Annotated in this window: 14 protein-coding genes; 12 read left to right on the top strand and 2 right to left on the bottom strand. The window is 64.1% G+C overall.

Annotated elements, in window-relative coordinates; translation table 11 throughout:
* Positions 1-55: 55 nt before the first annotated feature.
* The 11 genes from IVB29_RS27190 to IVB29_RS27140 all read left to right on the top strand — a co-directional run bounded on the left by IVB29_RS27190 (position 56) and on the right by IVB29_RS27140 (position 12722).
* On the top strand, positions 56-907 hold the full coding sequence (locus IVB29_RS27190; protein WP_247506483.1) for an enoyl-CoA hydratase-related protein: 852 nt from the start codon (positions 56-58) through the stop codon (positions 905-907).
* Positions 908-911: 4 nt separating this feature from the next.
* Complete coding sequence (locus IVB29_RS27185; RefSeq protein WP_247506482.1) at positions 912-1652, top strand: SDR family oxidoreductase; 741 nt, start codon at positions 912-914, stop codon at positions 1650-1652.
* Positions 1653-1732: 80 nt separating this feature from the next.
* On the top strand, positions 1733-2575 hold the full coding sequence (locus IVB29_RS27180; protein WP_247506990.1) for an alpha/beta hydrolase: 843 nt from the start codon (positions 1733-1735) through the stop codon (positions 2573-2575).
* A complete protein-coding gene (locus IVB29_RS27175; RefSeq protein WP_247506481.1) occupies positions 2572-4047 on the top strand; it encodes a 3-oxoacyl-[acyl-carrier-protein] synthase III C-terminal domain-containing protein in 1476 nt (491 codons plus the stop codon). Before IVB29_RS27180 ends, IVB29_RS27175 begins: the two co-directional genes overlap by 4 nt.
* Before the next feature lie 13 nt (positions 4048-4060).
* Positions 4061-5263: an acetyl-CoA acetyltransferase gene (locus IVB29_RS27170; RefSeq protein ID WP_247506480.1), complete on the top strand. Its 1203-nt coding sequence runs from the start codon at positions 4061-4063 to the stop codon at positions 5261-5263.
* 4 nt (positions 5264-5267) lie between these two features.
* Positions 5268-6062: an enoyl-CoA hydratase/isomerase family protein gene (locus IVB29_RS27165; RefSeq protein ID WP_247506479.1), complete on the top strand. Its 795-nt coding sequence runs from the start codon at positions 5268-5270 to the stop codon at positions 6060-6062.
* On the top strand, positions 6059-6844 hold the full coding sequence (locus IVB29_RS27160; protein WP_247506478.1) for an enoyl-CoA hydratase-related protein: 786 nt from the start codon (positions 6059-6061) through the stop codon (positions 6842-6844). Before IVB29_RS27165 ends, IVB29_RS27160 begins: the two co-directional genes overlap by 4 nt.
* Position 6845: 1 nt before the next feature.
* On the top strand, positions 6846-8378 hold the full coding sequence (locus tag IVB29_RS27155) for a 3-hydroxyacyl-CoA dehydrogenase (protein ID WP_247506477.1): 1533 nt from the start codon (positions 6846-6848) through the stop codon (positions 8376-8378).
* A gap of 105 nt (positions 8379-8483) precedes the next feature.
* Positions 8484-9800 (top strand): FAD-dependent oxidoreductase, encoded by a 1317-nt coding sequence (locus tag IVB29_RS27150; RefSeq protein ID WP_247506476.1) that lies wholly within the window; start codon positions 8484-8486, stop codon positions 9798-9800.
* Positions 9797-11500, top strand: coding sequence for an acyl-CoA dehydrogenase family protein (locus IVB29_RS27145; protein ID WP_247506475.1), 1704 nt, complete (start codon positions 9797-9799; stop codon positions 11498-11500). The genes IVB29_RS27150 and IVB29_RS27145 overlap by 4 nt, the downstream gene beginning before the upstream one ends.
* A gap of 1 nt (position 11501) precedes the next feature.
* Positions 11502-12722 carry a CoA transferase gene (locus tag IVB29_RS27140; RefSeq protein ID WP_247506474.1) on the top strand — a complete coding sequence of 407 codons (1221 nt, stop codon included), beginning with the start codon at positions 11502-11504 and terminating at the stop codon, positions 12720-12722.
* On the opposite strand, the gene IVB29_RS27135 is transcribed toward IVB29_RS27140, so the two are convergent.
* Positions 12723-13793: an MBL fold metallo-hydrolase gene (locus tag IVB29_RS27135; RefSeq protein WP_247506473.1), complete on the bottom strand. Its 1071-nt coding sequence runs from the start codon at positions 13791-13793 to the stop codon at positions 12723-12725.
* Positions 13794-14347: 554 nt separating this feature from the next.
* On the opposite strand from IVB29_RS27135, the gene IVB29_RS27130 reads away from it, so the two are divergent.
* Complete coding sequence (locus IVB29_RS27130) at positions 14348-15001, top strand: TetR/AcrR family transcriptional regulator (RefSeq protein WP_247506472.1); 654 nt, start codon at positions 14348-14350, stop codon at positions 14999-15001.
* Positions 15002-15017: 16 nt separating this feature from the next.
* Here the strand turns inward: IVB29_RS27130 and IVB29_RS27125 are convergent, their stop codons facing one another.
* Entirely contained in the window at positions 15018-16229 is a 1212-nt protein-coding gene (locus tag IVB29_RS27125) for an FAD/NAD(P)-binding oxidoreductase (protein ID WP_247506471.1), read from the bottom strand.
* Positions 16230-16304 lie beyond the last annotated feature (75 nt).

Genomic DNA, 16304 nt, shown 5'->3' with positions numbered 1-16304 from the left:
AACCGGTCAGCCGGACTATTAATTGACGCCTGCACGCTTGCATTGGTTTGCGGGAATGCGTTCCCGGATCGAGGAAGGCCAGAAGCTCATGACAGAAATTGACCACGTCCTCACTGCTGGCGGTTCGGTCCTTGCGACGCTCCATAAGGACGGTGTTGCCCATCTAAAGCTTAATCGGCCGGAGCATGCCAACGGTCTCGATCTTGATCTCCTCACGGAACTCCACCGTGTGATCATGCTGTTGCACGGCGAGGACCGCGTGCGCGCCGTGCTGGTGACGGGGGAGGGCACCAATTTCTGCGCCGGAGGCGACGTCCACACCTTCCTCGCAAAAGGCGTTGACCTGCCTGCGTATATTCGCGTCGCGACGGCTTATCTTCGATTGGTTGCGACCGGTCTAATCCGGCTCAAAGCGCCGGTGGTGGCGGCGGTTCATGGCTACGCGGTCGGGGGTGGCGGCATGGGCTTGGTGTGCGCCTCAGACTTCGTCGTCGCTGCTCAATCGGCAAAATTCATCGCGGGCGCAACGCGGGTCGCAATGGTTCCCGATGCCGGCGTTACCGTGACGCTGACTCATTTGGTAGGTCTGCGCCGCGCCATGGAAATCCTGATGCTCAACCCCGTGATCGACGCGGCTCAGGCGCTGGAGATGGGGCTTGTCACGCGCGTGGTGCCCGATGCGGCATTGCTCGATCAGGCGTGGGAGCTGGCGCGGACGCTTGCCACGGGCGCGCCGGCAGCGCTCGCAAACACGAAGCGCCTGCTCTGGAACGGGCTGGGCGAAGGCGTAGAAGCGGCGATGCCGGAGGAGAACCAGGCACAGGAAGTTCTCTCAGGCATGCAGGATGCGCGGGAAGGCTTGGCTGCGGTCATTGAAAAGCGCAAGCCGAAGTTCACGGGACGCTGACGCGATGGTGGCGGACAACGTCAAACGGCGGCGCGCCTTGGTGGCGGGAGGCGCAAGCGGCATCGGCGCTGCGACGGCTGTTAGGCTCGCTGCGACCGGCGCGGACGTGCTGATCGCCGACATTGACGCCGTGAACGGCGCGCGGCTGGCCGGCCAGATCGGCGGGACATTCGTCGCGGTGGATCTGACGGACCATGCCGCGGTCTCGAACGCGCTCGCGAAATGCGCTCCGTTCGACATTCTGGTCAACAGCGCCGGCGCCGATCAGCATGACTTCTTCACGCAAACGGAACCAAAGGACTGGGCGCGCCTGATCGCGCTCAATCTCGGTGCCGTGCTCAACACGACCCATGCGGTCCTGCCGGGAATGCAGCAGGCGGGTTACGGGCGCATCGTCAACGTGGCCTCCGAAGCCGGCCGGCTGGGCTCCAGGGGCGGCTCTGTCTATGCCGCGGCAAAGGGCGGCGTCATCGCCTTCACGCGCTCCATCGCGCGGGAGAATGGACGGATGGGGGTAACGGCCAATGTCGTTGCGCCGGGACCGATCGACACGCCGATGCTGCGGCGTGCGCTCGAGGACGGCGGAGAGAAGCTGATGATTGCGATGACGTCCGCGACGCTGGTCGGGCGCCTCGGCATGCCCGAGGAAGTCGCGGCTGTCATCGCCTTCCTTGCATCGGATGATGCAGGCTACGTGACGGGCGAGGTGCTGGGCGCGTCCGGCGGCATGGGGTGCGGGGCGTGAACCGCAATCCCGTTGAGGACGTCATCAATCGGGTATGCAGCGCCTATTCGCGCTGGCGACGTGATACGCCCATTTCGCAGATGCGTGCCGACTGGGATGAGCTCTTCAGCTCGTCTGTCTCCGCGACCATCGAGCCTGTGCAAGCCGGTGCGGTTGCCTGCGAGTGGGTTCGCCCCCCTGCGGCCCGCCGCGACGCTGCGATCGTCTATCTGCATGGCGGTGGCTTCCGTGTCGGCTCGCCGACATCGCACAGGGAGATCATCGCCCGATTGGCCCTGGAGGCCGGAATCCAGGCCCTAGCAGTGGACTATCGTCTCGTGCCCGAGCATTTGCTGCCCGCTGCGCTCGACGACGCCATGGCGGTCCTTGAATGGCTGGAGAAGTCGGGCCTTCCTGCCGATCGTATCGCGCTGGCGGGAGATTCAGCCGGCGCTGCATTGGCGCTTGGTGTGATGGTCGCGCGCCTGCAACAGGGCAAGCGATCTCCCGCCGCCGCCTATCTGATGTCCGCATGGACCGACCTCACCGCCTCGGGCGAGAGCTACCAGTCGCACGCCGCTCTTGATCCGATCCACCAGCGCCCGATGATCCTTGCGATGGCGCGCAGTGCGCTCGGAGCTGGCGCGAGCGCTGAGGATCCGCGGCTGTCACCCTTGCTTGCGAGTGCAGAGATCATGCGCGCGCTGCCCCCGATATTGATGCAGGTCGGCGAACGCGAGACGCTCCTCAGCGACACCGAGGAATTTGCCGCGCGCGCCAGCGCGGCCGGCGCTTCCGTTCGTTCAGAAATCTGGCCCGGCATGATTCATGTCTTCCAGCAATTCCCGGACGAACTGCCTGAGGCCCGCGAGGCGGTGGCAGCCGGCGGCAAATTCATTGCGGCACATCTTGTGAGCGTACAGGCAGGAAGCGACTTTACATGATCGGAATCACCGCGTTTGGGGGCTACATCCCCCGCCTTCGTCTCTCACGCGAGGCCGTAGCCCAGGCGAACGCCTGGTACGCTCCGCAGTTCGCGAGCCAGAAGGGCGAGCGCGCCTTTGCCAATTGGGACGAGGACAGCGTCACCATGGCGGTAGCGGCGGCGCGCGACTGTCTCGGACCGTCGGAGGACCGCTCCCACGTCCGCTGCGTTCTTCTCGCCACCAATACGCCCCCGTTCGCGGAGCGGCTGAACTCAGCGATCGTCGCCGGCGCGCTGACGCTTGACGACACGGTCGAGGCTGCTGATCTCGGAGGGACGCAGCGCGTTGCGCTCGCCGCCGTGACGCAGGCGATCGCGCGCAGCAACACTTATAAGGGTGATGTCCTCGTGCTGGCCGCCGATCGGCGCAGGACGCGTGCGGCGAGCCCGCAGGAGCTGGAATATGGCGATGGCGCTGCAGCACTGCTGATCGGTCGCAACAATGTACTCGCTGAGCTGATTGGATCCGCGACGCTGTCGGTCGATTTCGTCGACCATTTCCGCGCAACCGGCTCGGAGATCGACTACCAGTGGGAGGAACGTTGGGTTCGCGACGAAGGCATCAGTAAGCTCGTTCCGCGCGTGGTGGCTGAGGCCTTGAAGGAGGCAGGGGTCAACCCCGACAAGGTCGACCACTTTATTTTCCCGACGTCGTTCTCGCGCATGGATGCGCAAGTCGCCAAGGCCTGCGGCGTGCGCGGTGACGCGATCGCTCAACCCATGATGGAGCGTATCGGCAATTGCGGGGCGGCGCACGGGCTCATCATGCTTGCGAATGTTCTCGAACGCGCGCAGCCCGGCCAAGTCATCGTGCTGGCGCAATTCGGTAGCGGCGCCCAGGCAATCGTGCTGCGGGCGACGCCGCTGATCGCCGGCTTCAAACCCGCGCGAGGCGTCTCGAACTGGCTCTCGCGCGGTAAGGAAGACCGCAACTATACCCGCTTTCTCTCATTTGGCGGTCAGCTCCAGCTCGAGCGGGGAATGCGCGGCGAGCAGGACCGCAAGACGGCGCTCAGCACGGCGTGGCGCAATCGAACGGCGTTGCTCGGTCTCGTCGCCGGCAAGTGCCGCGTCACCGGCAGCGTCCACTTTCCGCCGTCGCGACTCTCGTATGATCCCGGTGCGCCGCTGCAGGACACGCAGGAGCCTTACAGGCTCGCGGACCGGGCGGCCCACATCCTGAGCTGGTCGGCCGAATATCTTTCCTACCATCCGTCGCCGCCGCATCACTACGGTCAGATCGACTTCGAAGGCGGCGGCCGCATCCTGATGGATTTCACCGATCTCGACGTCGGCGAAGTCGATTCCGGAACGGCGATGGAGATGGTCTTCAGGATCAAGGACGTCGACACGGTTCGCGGCTACACGCGGTATTTCTGGAAAGCAACGCCGGCGCGCGACGAATCGGGCGCGATCAAGAGCGGCAACTGAAGGAGCAGGCAAAGTGGCGAACGGCATCAAAGACAAGGTCGCGATCCTCGGCATGGGATGCAGTCGGTTCGGGGAGCGCTGGGAGGCAAGCCCCGAGGACTTGATGCTCGAGGCGTACAGCGAGGCGATGCAGGACGCGGGAATCACGCCCGATCAGTTGGACGCCGCCTGGTTCTCCACGCACATGGACGACGTCGGAACCGGCCGCGGTGGCACGCCGATGAGCATTGCGCTGCGCCTGCCCAACATCGGCGTAACGCGGGTCGAGAATTTCTGCGCCGGCGGCTCGGAAGCGATCCGCGCCGCCGTCTACGCAGTGGCCGCGGGCGCCTGCGACATCGCGCTCGCGCTTGGCGTCGAGAAGTTGAAGGACACCGGCTATGGCGGCTTGCCGGTCGCGACCGTCGGGACTTATATTCCGCAATGGTACCCCAATGCAGTTGCGCCCGCGAACTTCGCCCAGGTTGCTGCGGCCTATCGCTATAAGCACCGCGTTGATCCGAAGACGCTCAAGCGCGCGATCGCTCACGTGTCGGTCAAGAGCCACGAGAACGGCTCCAAGAATCTGAAGGCGCATCTGCAAAAGACCATCACCGAGGAGCAGTGCCTGCGGGCGCCGACCATCGCCGCGCCACTCGGCCTGTTCGACTGCTGCGGCGTGTCGGACGGGGCGGCGGCCGTCATCGTCACGACGCCCGACATCGCGCGTGGGATGGGCAAGCGCAATCTCGTCACCTTCAAGGCTCTCCAGATAGCCTGCTCCAATGGCTGGGAGCTCCAGGGCAATGGCTGGGATGGTAGCTATTTCCATACGACCCGGATTGCGGCCAAGAGGGCCTACGAGGAGGCGGGTATCGATCGCCCACGGGAGCAGATCAGCATGACCGAAGTGCATGACTGTTTCTCCATCACCGAGCTCGTCACGATGGAGGACCTGTTCCTGTCGGATGAAGGATGCGCCGTGCGGGACGTGCTCGAGGGCGAGTTCGACGCCTCCGGCAGGGTACCCTGCCAGATCGACGGCGGGCTGAAATGCTTCGGACACCCAGTCGGCGCCAGCGGAATTCGCATGCTCTACGAGATCTACCTGCAGCTCAACGGCCGTGCCGGCGCGCGTCAGCTCGGCGGTCCGAGTGTGGGGTTGATCCACAATCTCGGCGGCCAGCCGTCGCAGAACGTGTGCTCTATCTCGATCATCGGTGGCGAAGGGGTCTGACATCGTGGAGCAGGTCGTTCTCCTTGACAGGCCGGCGCCGTCGGTCGCGCGCCTGCGCATCAATCGGCCCGCCAAGCGCAACGCGATCGATCATGCCGTCAGGCAGGGATTCATTGATGCGCTCACCGACCTTCGTGGAGATCCCACGGCCCGTGCGCTGGTCCTGGGCGGGGTCGACGGTGTCTTCTCGGCGGGCGGTGACCTTCCGACGATGGCGAATCTCGACTACGCGCAGGCAGAGTTGCGAATGCGGCACGTTCATGCCGTCTGCCGTGCCTTGGCCGAATCGGGACTCTCGATCGTCAGCGCCCTCGAAGGCGTGGTGGCGGGAGCAGCTGTCGGAATGGCACTGCTCGGTGATCACATCGTTGTCGGGCGCAGGACGCAGATTCTGTTTCCTTTCCTGCGACTCGGACTTGCGCCGGATTGGGGACAGCTATTCACGCTGCGGCAGCGTGTCAGCAAGGCAGTCGCCTGGAGGCTTGTAACGTCGCCTGCACCAGTGACCGGCGAGGAGGCCCTTTCCATCGGCGTTGCCGATCAACTCGTGGCGGATGACGACATCATGAAGGCTGCGGTGATCGAAGCGTCGCGACTCTCACACCTTCCAGTCGAAGCCCTTCGACGGACACGTGAACGGCTGTTCGATCCCTCGGGGTCGCTCGCTGCCGAATTGGAGCGCGAGGCGCGCGACCAGGCGGTTTGTCTCACCGGCCCCGAATTCGCAGAAGGCTACAAAGCGTTCATGGAGAAAAGAGCCGCTCATTTTCTGGAGCTCTCGTCCAAGGAACGGACATGAGCGAGGCTATTGAAGCAACTGGCGTTCTTATTGAGCGGCGTGACGGGGTGGGGATCGTGCGTCTCAACCGTCCGGAGCGGCGCAATGCGCTCGATCTGACAATGCGGCGCGGCATCGCCGATGCGTGCCGTGAATTGGACGCTAATCGCAGCATCGGCGCTCTCGTTATTACCGGTGGCGAGAGCGTTTTCGCTGCCGGGGCTGATCTCAACCTGCTCGTTGACAAGGGTCCGCAGCAGGTTGCTGACCTCGATCTTGGACAATATTGGAGCGCCCTCGCGAACTGCGGCAAGCCGACGATCGCGGCGGTAAGCGGTTTCGCGCTGGGCGCGGGATGCGAACTCGCGCTGATGTGCGACGTCGTCGTCGCCGGCGCCACCGCGCGCTTCGGTCAACCCGAGATCAATGTCGGGATCATGCCGGGCGCGGGCGGGACGCAGCGTCTCGTTCGCAGCGTCGGCAAGCAAGTCGCAAGCCTCATGCTCCTCGCGGGCGAACCGCTGACCGGCGAGCGCGCCTACGCGCTCGGGCTCGTTGCGGCGCTTGCCGAAGAAGGACAGGTGATGTCGACTGCGCTGCAGCTAGCCAAGAAGATGGCCCGCATGCCCGCAAGGGCCGTGGCGGCGATCCGTCGCACACTGCGCGCGGGCGCCGATCTTCCTCTCGATGCTGCGCTTGCTCTGGAGAACCGCGAATTCCTCCTGCTGTTCGATACCGCGGACAAGACGGAAGGCATGCGCGCGTTTCTGGAGAAGCGCCATCCGAACTTCTCCGGAGATTGACATGGGGTTCTCGCAAGCGAACGGAGCCAGCGCGCTACGCATCGGCGTAGTCGGCGCCGGCACGATGGGGCGCGGGATCGTTCAGCTCTTCGCCCAGGCCGGACATGCCGTAGTCTGCTTCGACGAGAAGCCCGACGCGGCCGCTCGGGGCGTTGCAGCGGTGCTTGCGACGCTCGAAAGCCTTGTTGCGAAGGGGAGGCTCGCTTCCAATGCGCTGGACAGCATCCGTGGTCGCGCGACGTCCTGCGCAAGCCTTGCGGATTTGGTAGGATGTGACGTCGTCATCGAGGCCATAGTCGAGGATATCGCGGTCAAGCGCGACCTGTTCGCGCGGCTCGAGGGGATCGTCTCGGACAGCTGTATCCTTGCCACAAATACCTCCTCACTGATCGTCGCGGAGATTGCCTCGGCCTGCCGGCACCCAGCGCGCGTCGCGGGTTTGCACTTCTTCAATCCCGTGCCGTTGATGAAGGTGGCTGAGGTCATCGCGGCGGTGAGGACGGCGCCATCGGCCATTTCCGCCCTGCGCGCGCTTGTCGAAGGCGCCGGCCACAAAGCTGTTGTCGTTGCCGACCAGCCGGGCTTCCTGGTGAATCATGCCGGGCGCGGCCTCTACACGGAGGGACTGCGGATCGTAGAGGAAAAGGTGGCAGGCCCATCGGAAGTTGATGATGTGCTGCGCGATGGACTCGGCTTTCGGATGGGGCCGTTCGAACTGCTCGATCTAACCGGACTCGACGTGTCCTCCAGGGTGATGACATCGATCTACCAACAGTTTCAGGAAGAGCCGCGTTTTCGCCCATCGTCTCTCGTGCCCCCGCGCGTGGCAGCCGGCCTGTATGGCCGCAAGACCGGCGAGGGATGGTACCGCTACGAAAAGGGGCAGAAGGTCCAGCCCGCCCCTAAATCCCCGCCGTCCTTGCCAAGCGCGCTGTCGGTCTGGATCGATCCCGAAGCACCCGACAGCGATGCACTCGCTGGACTCGTGGGGAACGCGGGAGCCAGGCAGGGTTTGTCGCCGTCCGGGGCCGATGTTTGTCTGGTCCAGCCTATTGGAGAGGACGCCACGACCGCTGCGCTCCGGCTCGGACTTGATCCCGTCAGGTCGGTCGCCGTCGATCCGATAACTCCGTTGTTCCGGCGCAGGACCATGATGCTAACGGTTGCGACCGCGTCCGCGGTCCGCGACGCCGCGCATGCCCTGCTGGCAAGCGATGGGGTCCCGGTCACCGTCATCGGCGACAGCGTTGGTTTCATCGCCCAGCGTGTTATTGCCACGATCGTCAATATTGCGGCCAATATCGCGCAGCGCGCGATCGCCGAGGTCGAGGACCTGGAGGCTGCGGTGCGCATCGGGCTCGGCTATCCTTTTGGCCCTCTGCATTGGGGCGACCGGGTAGGGCCCGCCAAAATCATGCAGATACTAAATGGGCAAATGCGTGCGACCGGCGATCCGCGCTACCGCCCAAGCCCGTGGCTCGCGAGGCGTGCGGCGCTCGGGGTATCTCTGCTCACTCCCGAAGCTCCGCGATGAGGGTGTGCCCCCCACCTTCGAACGCCGTCGCTTGCGGTCCGGCGAGTCTGATGATGCCGCTGCACGCGGGCCAACAATGAATTCAAATGACCGAGGAAACCTGCAATGAGCGCAAATGACGACCTTCATCACTATGACGCCGTCGTGATCGGTGCGGGTGCCGGCGGCATGACAGCCGCCGCCCGTCTCGTGGCCGCGGGCCGCAAAACGCTATTGGTGGAGCGGCTGGGACGGTTGGGCGGTCGTGCCTCGAGCGAAGAGATTGATGGCCACATCGTCAACATTGGGGCGATCGCGATCGAACTCGGCGGCGTCTTCGAGGAGAGCTTCGCGATGGTGGGCGTGCCGCTCGATTTGCGCGAGCCGAAGCCGGCGACTGTCTTCTATGTTGACGGCAAGATCATCAACGCCGGCAAGGGCGGCTGGGGCATGCTGCTCGGCGCCTTCACCAAGCAAGCGGCCAAGATCGGCACCAAGTTCGCTGACGCGCGAAACGGCGATCTGCCTGAAGCGAAGCTGTCGACGGCGGAATGGCTGTCGAGCTACACGTCGAATGCCACAGTGCATGCGATCTTCCGTAACCTCTGCGCCGCGATTTTTGCCGCGAATGCCGATGAGCTGCCGGCCCGCGCATTCCTGACCTATTTCGCCGTAAAAGGCGCCTTCAAGCGCTTCGGATTCTGCCCACGCGGCACGATCGGACTATGGAACGATCTTGGTAACGGCATCCGGCGGGCCGGCGGCGACATCTGGCTCAACGCATCGGTCTCGGGGCTGCAGGTGCAGAACGGCAGGGTGATCGGGCTCGATGTCGAGCGCGACGGCACCAGGTTGCGCGTCAGCGCAAAGACCGTCATCAGCAATATCGGTCCCGCTGCAACGGCCTCGCTGCCCGGGGCCGAGGCCTTCGGCGAGAACTACATCACTCAGACGCGCACCCAGATGCGCTCGTCAGCGAACATCGTCATCAACTTCGCGACGAAGAAACGCCTCATCGACGCGCCCGGTCTCGTGACCTTCGGCGCGACGCGGCGGCTCTGCAACATGGGCGAGTTGACGGCCACCTGCCCGGAACTCGCGCCGCCCGGCTGGTATCAATATGTCGCTTACGCCGTTCCCAAGCCCGCGATCGGCGATTTCGACGAGAAGGCCGAGGTGGAGGCCTCGCTCGCGGACCTGCGCTCTCTATTCGTCGATTTCGCCGATGCGAAGATGCTGTCCATCCGCGTCATGCGCAACGACTGGCCCGCTCAACGCTCCTGCGCCGGGTTCGATCTACCGCAGGATACGCCGCTGCCCAATCTGTGGCATGTCGGCGACGCCGTGAAGGATTATGGTGATGGCGGCACGCAGGCCTGCGCGTACACTGCGCGAGAGGCGGTCAAGAAGGCGCTGGCGTCGCTTGAGGCGGGGGCGACATGACTGGGTTGAGTGCTCTCGCAACCCGCGAACAGAGGAAGACCGCGATCGACGAGGCCCGCTATTGCGTCGCGGCGCTTCGCCGGTCGCTCGATCGTGTGACAGGGTCTCTCGCGCACCTCTGCCAATCGGCCGAGGGAGGACTCTCGGCGGGCCTCGATATTCGGCAAGTCGCCGCGTTCGAGCTTGCCTGGGCGTCGGCGGATACGCTCGCGGCGGAAGCCATGCTCGCCTCCCTCGATCCAGCGCGCGATGGCTTCGAAACAGCCCTTGGTCTCGTGTTCGTGGTCGACGCGATCGTTTCAACGATGGAGCGGCTCGATTCTATCGGTCTCGACCTCGAGCCGCAGGACCCAGCGGGCGCGTTGCGTGCGGACAGAAAGTTCATCGCTCTGCGCCGTTTTTCGACCGCTGCGGCGACGCTTGAAATTGTCGGTGTTGGCGTTGCGGAAGCCGACGGCGAGCTCGGCGGCTCCCTGATCTCAGATGACAATCTTGCTGTCCAGGACAGCGTCCGCCGCCTGGCGGCGAACGTCGTCACTCCACTCGCCGAAAAAATCCACCGCCATGACCTGACAGTGCCGGAGGAGATCCTTGCCGGTTTGCGCGACATCGGTGCCTTCGGGCTCGCAATCCCCGAAGCATTCGGCGGCATGGCCCAGCAATCGGAAGACGATACCCAGAGAATGCTCGTCGTCACGGAGGCGCTTTCTGAGGCTTCGCTAGGTGCTGCGGGCAGCCTGATCACACGCCCAGAAATTCTTTGCCGGGCTCTATTGGCGGGCGGCACATCGGAGCAGAAGGCGCGCTGGCTGCCGCCGATCGCGCGCGGCGAGATACTCTGCGCGATTTCGATCACCGAGCCCGACTATGGTTCCGATGTTGCTTCGCTTGGCTTGCGTGCTACGCGCGTCGATGGCGGCTGGCAGCTCAACGGTGCGAAGACCTGGTGCACCTTTGCCGGCAAGGCCGACCTCCTGATGGTGGTCGCTCGCACCAACCCGGATCGCTCGCTCGGTCATCGCGGCCTCAGCCTCATGCTGGTCGAGAAGTCATCGGACGATGGTCACGCCTTCGATGTTCGCCAGCCCGAGGGCGGCAGGCTCGTCGGACGCGCGATCCCGACCATCGGCTATCGCGGCATGCATTCCTTCGATCTCGGGTTCGAGGAGTTTTTCGTGCCCGACGCCAATGTGATCGGTGGCGAGGCGGGGATCGGACGGGGATTCTATTTCACCATGTCGGGCATGGTCGGCGGGCGCATCCAGACCTCGGCACGGGCGTGCGGCGTGATGCGGGCCGCCTTGCGGGCCGCAATCCGTTACACTGGAGATCGCCGGGTGTTCGGTGCGAGCCTGCAGTCCTATGCCTTGACGCGAGCCAAGCTTGCACGCATGGGGGCGCGGTTCGCCGCCTGCCGCACACTGTCCCACGCCGTGGCCCGGCTGATCGATCAGGGCAAGGGCCACATGGAGGCGAGCCTGGTCAAGCTTCTGGCCTGCCGATCCGCTGAAATCGTCACGCGCGAGGCGCTGCAATTGCACGGCGGCATGGGCTACGCTGAGGAAACACCGGTGAGCCGCTACTTCGTCGATGCGCGCGTGCTGTCGATCTTCGAAGGCGCCGAGGAGATTCTCGCGCTCAAGGTCGTCGCGCGAAGCCTGCTCGAAGAAGCGCTCGGCCTGCACGCCGGAGCCGCCTGACATGCGGGCTCAAGCCATCCTCTCGGATCTGCGCGTTGTCGAGGCATCCGCCTTCGTGGCGGCTCCCCTCGGCGGCCTGACGCTGGCGCAGATGGGCGCGGACGTCATCCGCATCGATCCGCTCGGCGGCGGCCTGGATTTCGGCCGCTGGCCGATGTCCGACGATGACGTCAGCTTGTTCTGGTGCGGGCTGAACAAGTCGAAGCGATCGGTGGCCCTCAACCTCGCCGATCCCGAAGGACGTGAGATCGCCATGTCGCTAATTTCAGCGCCGGGCGAGGGCGCCGGACTCTTTGTCACCAACTTCCCGCCGCGCGGCTGGCTCGATTACGACAAGCTGAAGAAGAGGCGCGCGGATCTCATTCAGGTCACCCTGCAAGGCGATCACAAGGGCGGCTCGGCGGTGGATTACACCGTCAACGCACGCGTCGGCATTCCATATGTCACGGGGCCCGTGAGCGACGAAGCCCCTGTCAACCATGTTCTCCCCGCCTGGGACGTTGCGACCGGCCATCTGGTTGCGGCTGGTCTCTTGGCGGCTGAACGGCATAGGAGCCGGACGGGCCAGGGCCAGCATGTCAAGCTGGCGCTCGAAGACGTCGCTCTCTCGGTGATGGGACACCTCGGATTCATTGCTGAAGCACAGCTCGGTTGCGCTCGTGGTCGCTACGGCAACGACCTTTTTGGCGCGTTCGGGCGCGATTTCGCCTGCAGGGACGGCCGCCGCGTGATCGCGATCGGCTTGACGCTGAAGCAGTGGAATTCGCTGGTCGAAGCGACCGATCTTGCCCAGACGATTGAAGCGATTGGCGTGCAGTTCGGGCTCGATCTCGCAAAGGAGGGTGACCGCTTCTTGGCGCGTCGCGAGCTTTGTGCCGCGATCGGCGGTTGGATCGGCGCGCGATCCTTCGCTGATGTCGCCGCAAGCTTCGATCGCGCCGGTGTCTGCTGGTCTCCCTATCAGACGATCCACGAACTGGTGCACACTGATCCGGCCTGCTCGCTCGAAAATCCGCTGTTCGACACTGTCGACCAGACCGGCGTCGGCCGCGTGCTGTCACCACGCTCCGCGCTGCGGTTCGATGCGTTCGATGCGCGGGCCGCCGGAACGGCGCCAGCGCTCGGACAGCATACCGAAGCAGTTCTCGGCGAAGTTCTCGGCATCAATGGCGCGGCCTATGGCCGTCTCCGGGACCGCGGGATTGTCCATGGTCCGCGGTGACTACGCGTGTGGCTGCGATCGCGGCCGCGCAAGGCGGAAAAGAAATCGCTCTTCCTTGGACAGCATGTCGAGCTCGCCGCGTCGGACGAGACGGTTGGCATGCGCGAGCGTCTCGGCGAAGGCAAAGCCCATCTGATGCGGGTTCAAGGCGCGCGGAAATAACAGCGGGACGAGCTCGGCCACGGAACGGTCGGCATCCTGGCAAGCGTCGAGGATGATGCCGCAGCGCGTCTCGTGATGCGCGATCAGCTCCTGCGACCGCGCGTGCAGTCCGTAGAACGGGCGCATGTGACCCGGCAGGACGAGAACGTCGTCCGGCATTTCGTTGATGAACATGCGTAAGCTGCGCAGATAGTGACCGAGCGGGTCGCCGTCCGGCTCGCCGGCCCATACGCTCACATTGGGCGAGATGTGCTCCAGCACCTGATCGGCCGCGAGCAGGATCTTCTCGGCCTCGCAATAGAGCATGACCTGCTCCGCGACATGGCCGTTCCCGGTGATGACACGGAAGGTCTTGCCGCCGAGGGTCAATGCGTCGCCCATCACCAGTCGCAGGAACGTGTCGGGCAGCGGGTCGACCTGCTGCAAATATTCGTGGCCCTGGGTGCTGACGATCCCGGCAGCGTCATCGTCCATGCCGTGGCTCTTGTAGAAAAGACGGTTGCGCTCGAAGGCGCGCGGATCGAGGGACATGACGCGGCAACTCATGTAGCTGGAGAGGCTGGTCAGGAGCGGTGCCTGAAAGCGGTCGCACAGCCAGCCGGCAAGTCCGATATGATCAGGATGAAAATGCGTCACGAGGATCTTCCTGATCTTCAATCCGGCCAGTGCCCCTGCGAAATAGCTCTCCCATTCGGCTCTGGCCTCGCTTGTCGAAATGCCGGTGTCGATGATGGCCCAGCCATCGCCATCCTTGATCAGATAGATGTTCACGTGGTTGAGCTGGAAAGGCAGCGGGAGTCGAAGCCAGAGCAGTCCCGGGCGGACCTCGATCACCTCTCCGGAAATTGGCGGCTTAGGAAAGGGATACTGCAATTTGGCTTCTGCCGGCTTGACGATGTCTGTCAACATGCTGTGTTCTTCGTTACTTTGACCAGCCGGTCGGCTGGCGAGATTAACTGGCCGATCGTGTCGTTGAGGTTCAGGACTTCGACGCGCAAAGACTTTGTTCGAGAACCGGTCCGTTGGTGATGCCTATGCAAACGGTTTTTTGGCGCGCCTCCCGCCCGGCGGGGGAGGCTTGGCAGATGATTGTGCGCCATTGCGCCGACATGAGAGGGGGCCGCCGCATTGCCCGGGTAATGCGACTGAACAACGAATCCAGGCCTCGACGGCCACATGTCAGGCCCGATCCTGTTGCCGGTTCTTCGATATTCCACATGAATTATAAGACTCACGGGACGGATTATGTCAATCCGTGTTTGGATTGGAGCCATATGCAGGAATCGGATGATATGAAATGTTCCGGAGCGGTCCGACGCGCAGGCGCGCCGCCAAGGGCTCGACGGATGGCAGAGTTGTCTGCACAGGGCAGGCGCGACTTGGCCAGCCGTCGGCAAAGGCGGGACTCATGGACGAGAAGCGATCGCGAAAGCGGCGAGCGAAACGAAGACAGGAACATCAAGATGCCGCGGGTGCGTGCAGACGACTACGAGACGAAGTATCAGTCGATCCTCGACAGCGCGGCCGCGCTCTTCGCCAGGGTCGGATATCCTAGCGCCAAGCTGCAGGACGTCGCGAAACTTTGTGGTGCAACAAAGTCGATGTTGTATCACTACTTTCCCACCAAGGAGGATCTGCTTCAGGCGTTGCTGCGCGAGCACCTCGAGCGGCTATTGGCCGAACTTGAAGCGGCCTTCGAAGCAGCCAGTTCACCGAAACAGCGCTTGTTTCGTTTCGTCGAGGTTTTCGTGACGAAATCCGCGCGGTCGCGTCAGCGCCACGTCAGCGCAATGAATGACGTCAAATTCCTGCCTGCCGCGAAGCAGACGCAGATCCTGAACCTCGAACGCAAGGTCACCGGCACTATTGGCGCACTGCTGCGCGAACTCAATCCTGGACTGCCCGATGCGGTCTACGCGCCTTATGCCATGCTGCTGGTGGGCATGCTGAACTGGACGGATCTTTGGTACAAGCCGTCCGGCAAGATCAAGCCGGACGAGCTTTGCGATCGGATCTCGCGCTTGTATCTTCGCGGATTTCTCGCCGAGAAGCCGGAGCAGCCACGTAGCGCCGGCCGCCGATCGCGCGCGCGACTCGTCCGCGATGACGCGAGCTAGCTGATCGCCGTACGGATTAGCTTGCGGCGATCTCTTTCAGCGGCTTCGACTGGTCGGCGAGGTCGCCAACTTCCGGCGACTGGCCGGCTTCGATCCAGCGTTTGCCCATCACATAGGCTTGTGCGTCATTGGCGGCGTCGACGGCAAGGAGCTGCCGCCCGCGAAAATACCAGAATGATGCCGTGCCCGGTCTCGTTCCGGCCCGCTCGATCACGCGATCGTAGCCAGTGTTCAGGCCCGCGATCTGCAGTTTTAGATCGTACTGATCCGACCAGAACCATGGTCTCGCCGTGTAGGGCGTCGAAGACCCCATAATGGCTTCTGCGACGGCATTTCCCTGATCGATCGCGTGCGGGACGCTCTCCAGGCGAAGATACTCGCCACGGTGGGGAAACGAGGCGCAGTCGCCGGCCGCGAAGATCGATCGATCGGACGTGCGGCCCTGGGCATCGACCTGGATGCCGTTGTCGACCGTCAGCCCCGCCGCCGCGGCAAGACGCGTTTCCGGAACGACGCCGATCCCGACCACGACGAAGTCTGTGTTCAGCCGCCGATCATCATCCGTCTCGGCCGCGGCGGCCCGACCGTTGCCCACGAGTCGCTTCAACCCGGTCCCTTCGATCACCTGCACGCCGCGCTGGCGGTGAATTTGCCGCAGGAACGCGGCCGTTTCCCGCGAGGCGACGCGCTGGAGAATGCGAGGGCTCGCCTCGATCAGGGTGGTCATCAGCCCGAGGCTAGCGGCGACCGCGGCCGTCTCGAGCCCGATATAGCCGCCGCCGACGATCAGGAGCTTTGCTCCAGGCCGAAATTCGGGCGCGAGCAAATCTATGTCGGCAAGCGTGCGCATGTAGTAGACGTTGGTGAGCTCGCCTCCCATGGATTTCGGCAGCCGTCTTGGCCGCGCGCCGGTCGCGAGCACCAGCACCTCGTAGGGTATCCGCGTGCCGCCGACGCGCACGGACCGGTCCTGGCGATCGATCGCCTCGACATTGGTCGCCGTCCGCAGCTCGATCTTGTTGTCTGCGTAGAAGCCTGGCGGCCGGAAATAGAGCCGATCGCGCGACATGTCCCCCGTCAGGTATTTCTTCGACAGCGGCGGCCGCTGATAGGGGGGATCGGCTTCCTCTCCGATAAGGGCAATCTCGCCGTCGTAACCTTTGTTCCGCAACCGCGTCGCGACAGCGAAACCGGCTTGGCCGGCGCCGACGATGATCGTCCTGCTCAATCGTATCTCCTCCTACAATGGTAAGGCGAAGAAGGCCCGCGCCTGTCCCGGCGTTCACCTCGAGACCCCGTCTCG

The organism is Bradyrhizobium sp. 1 (genome assembly GCF_023073315.1).
Classification (GTDB): Bacteria; Pseudomonadota; Alphaproteobacteria; order Rhizobiales; family Xanthobacteraceae; genus Bradyrhizobium.
The sequence above is the reverse complement of the archived record's forward strand: the minus strand, read 5'-3'. Positions and strand labels throughout refer to the sequence as shown.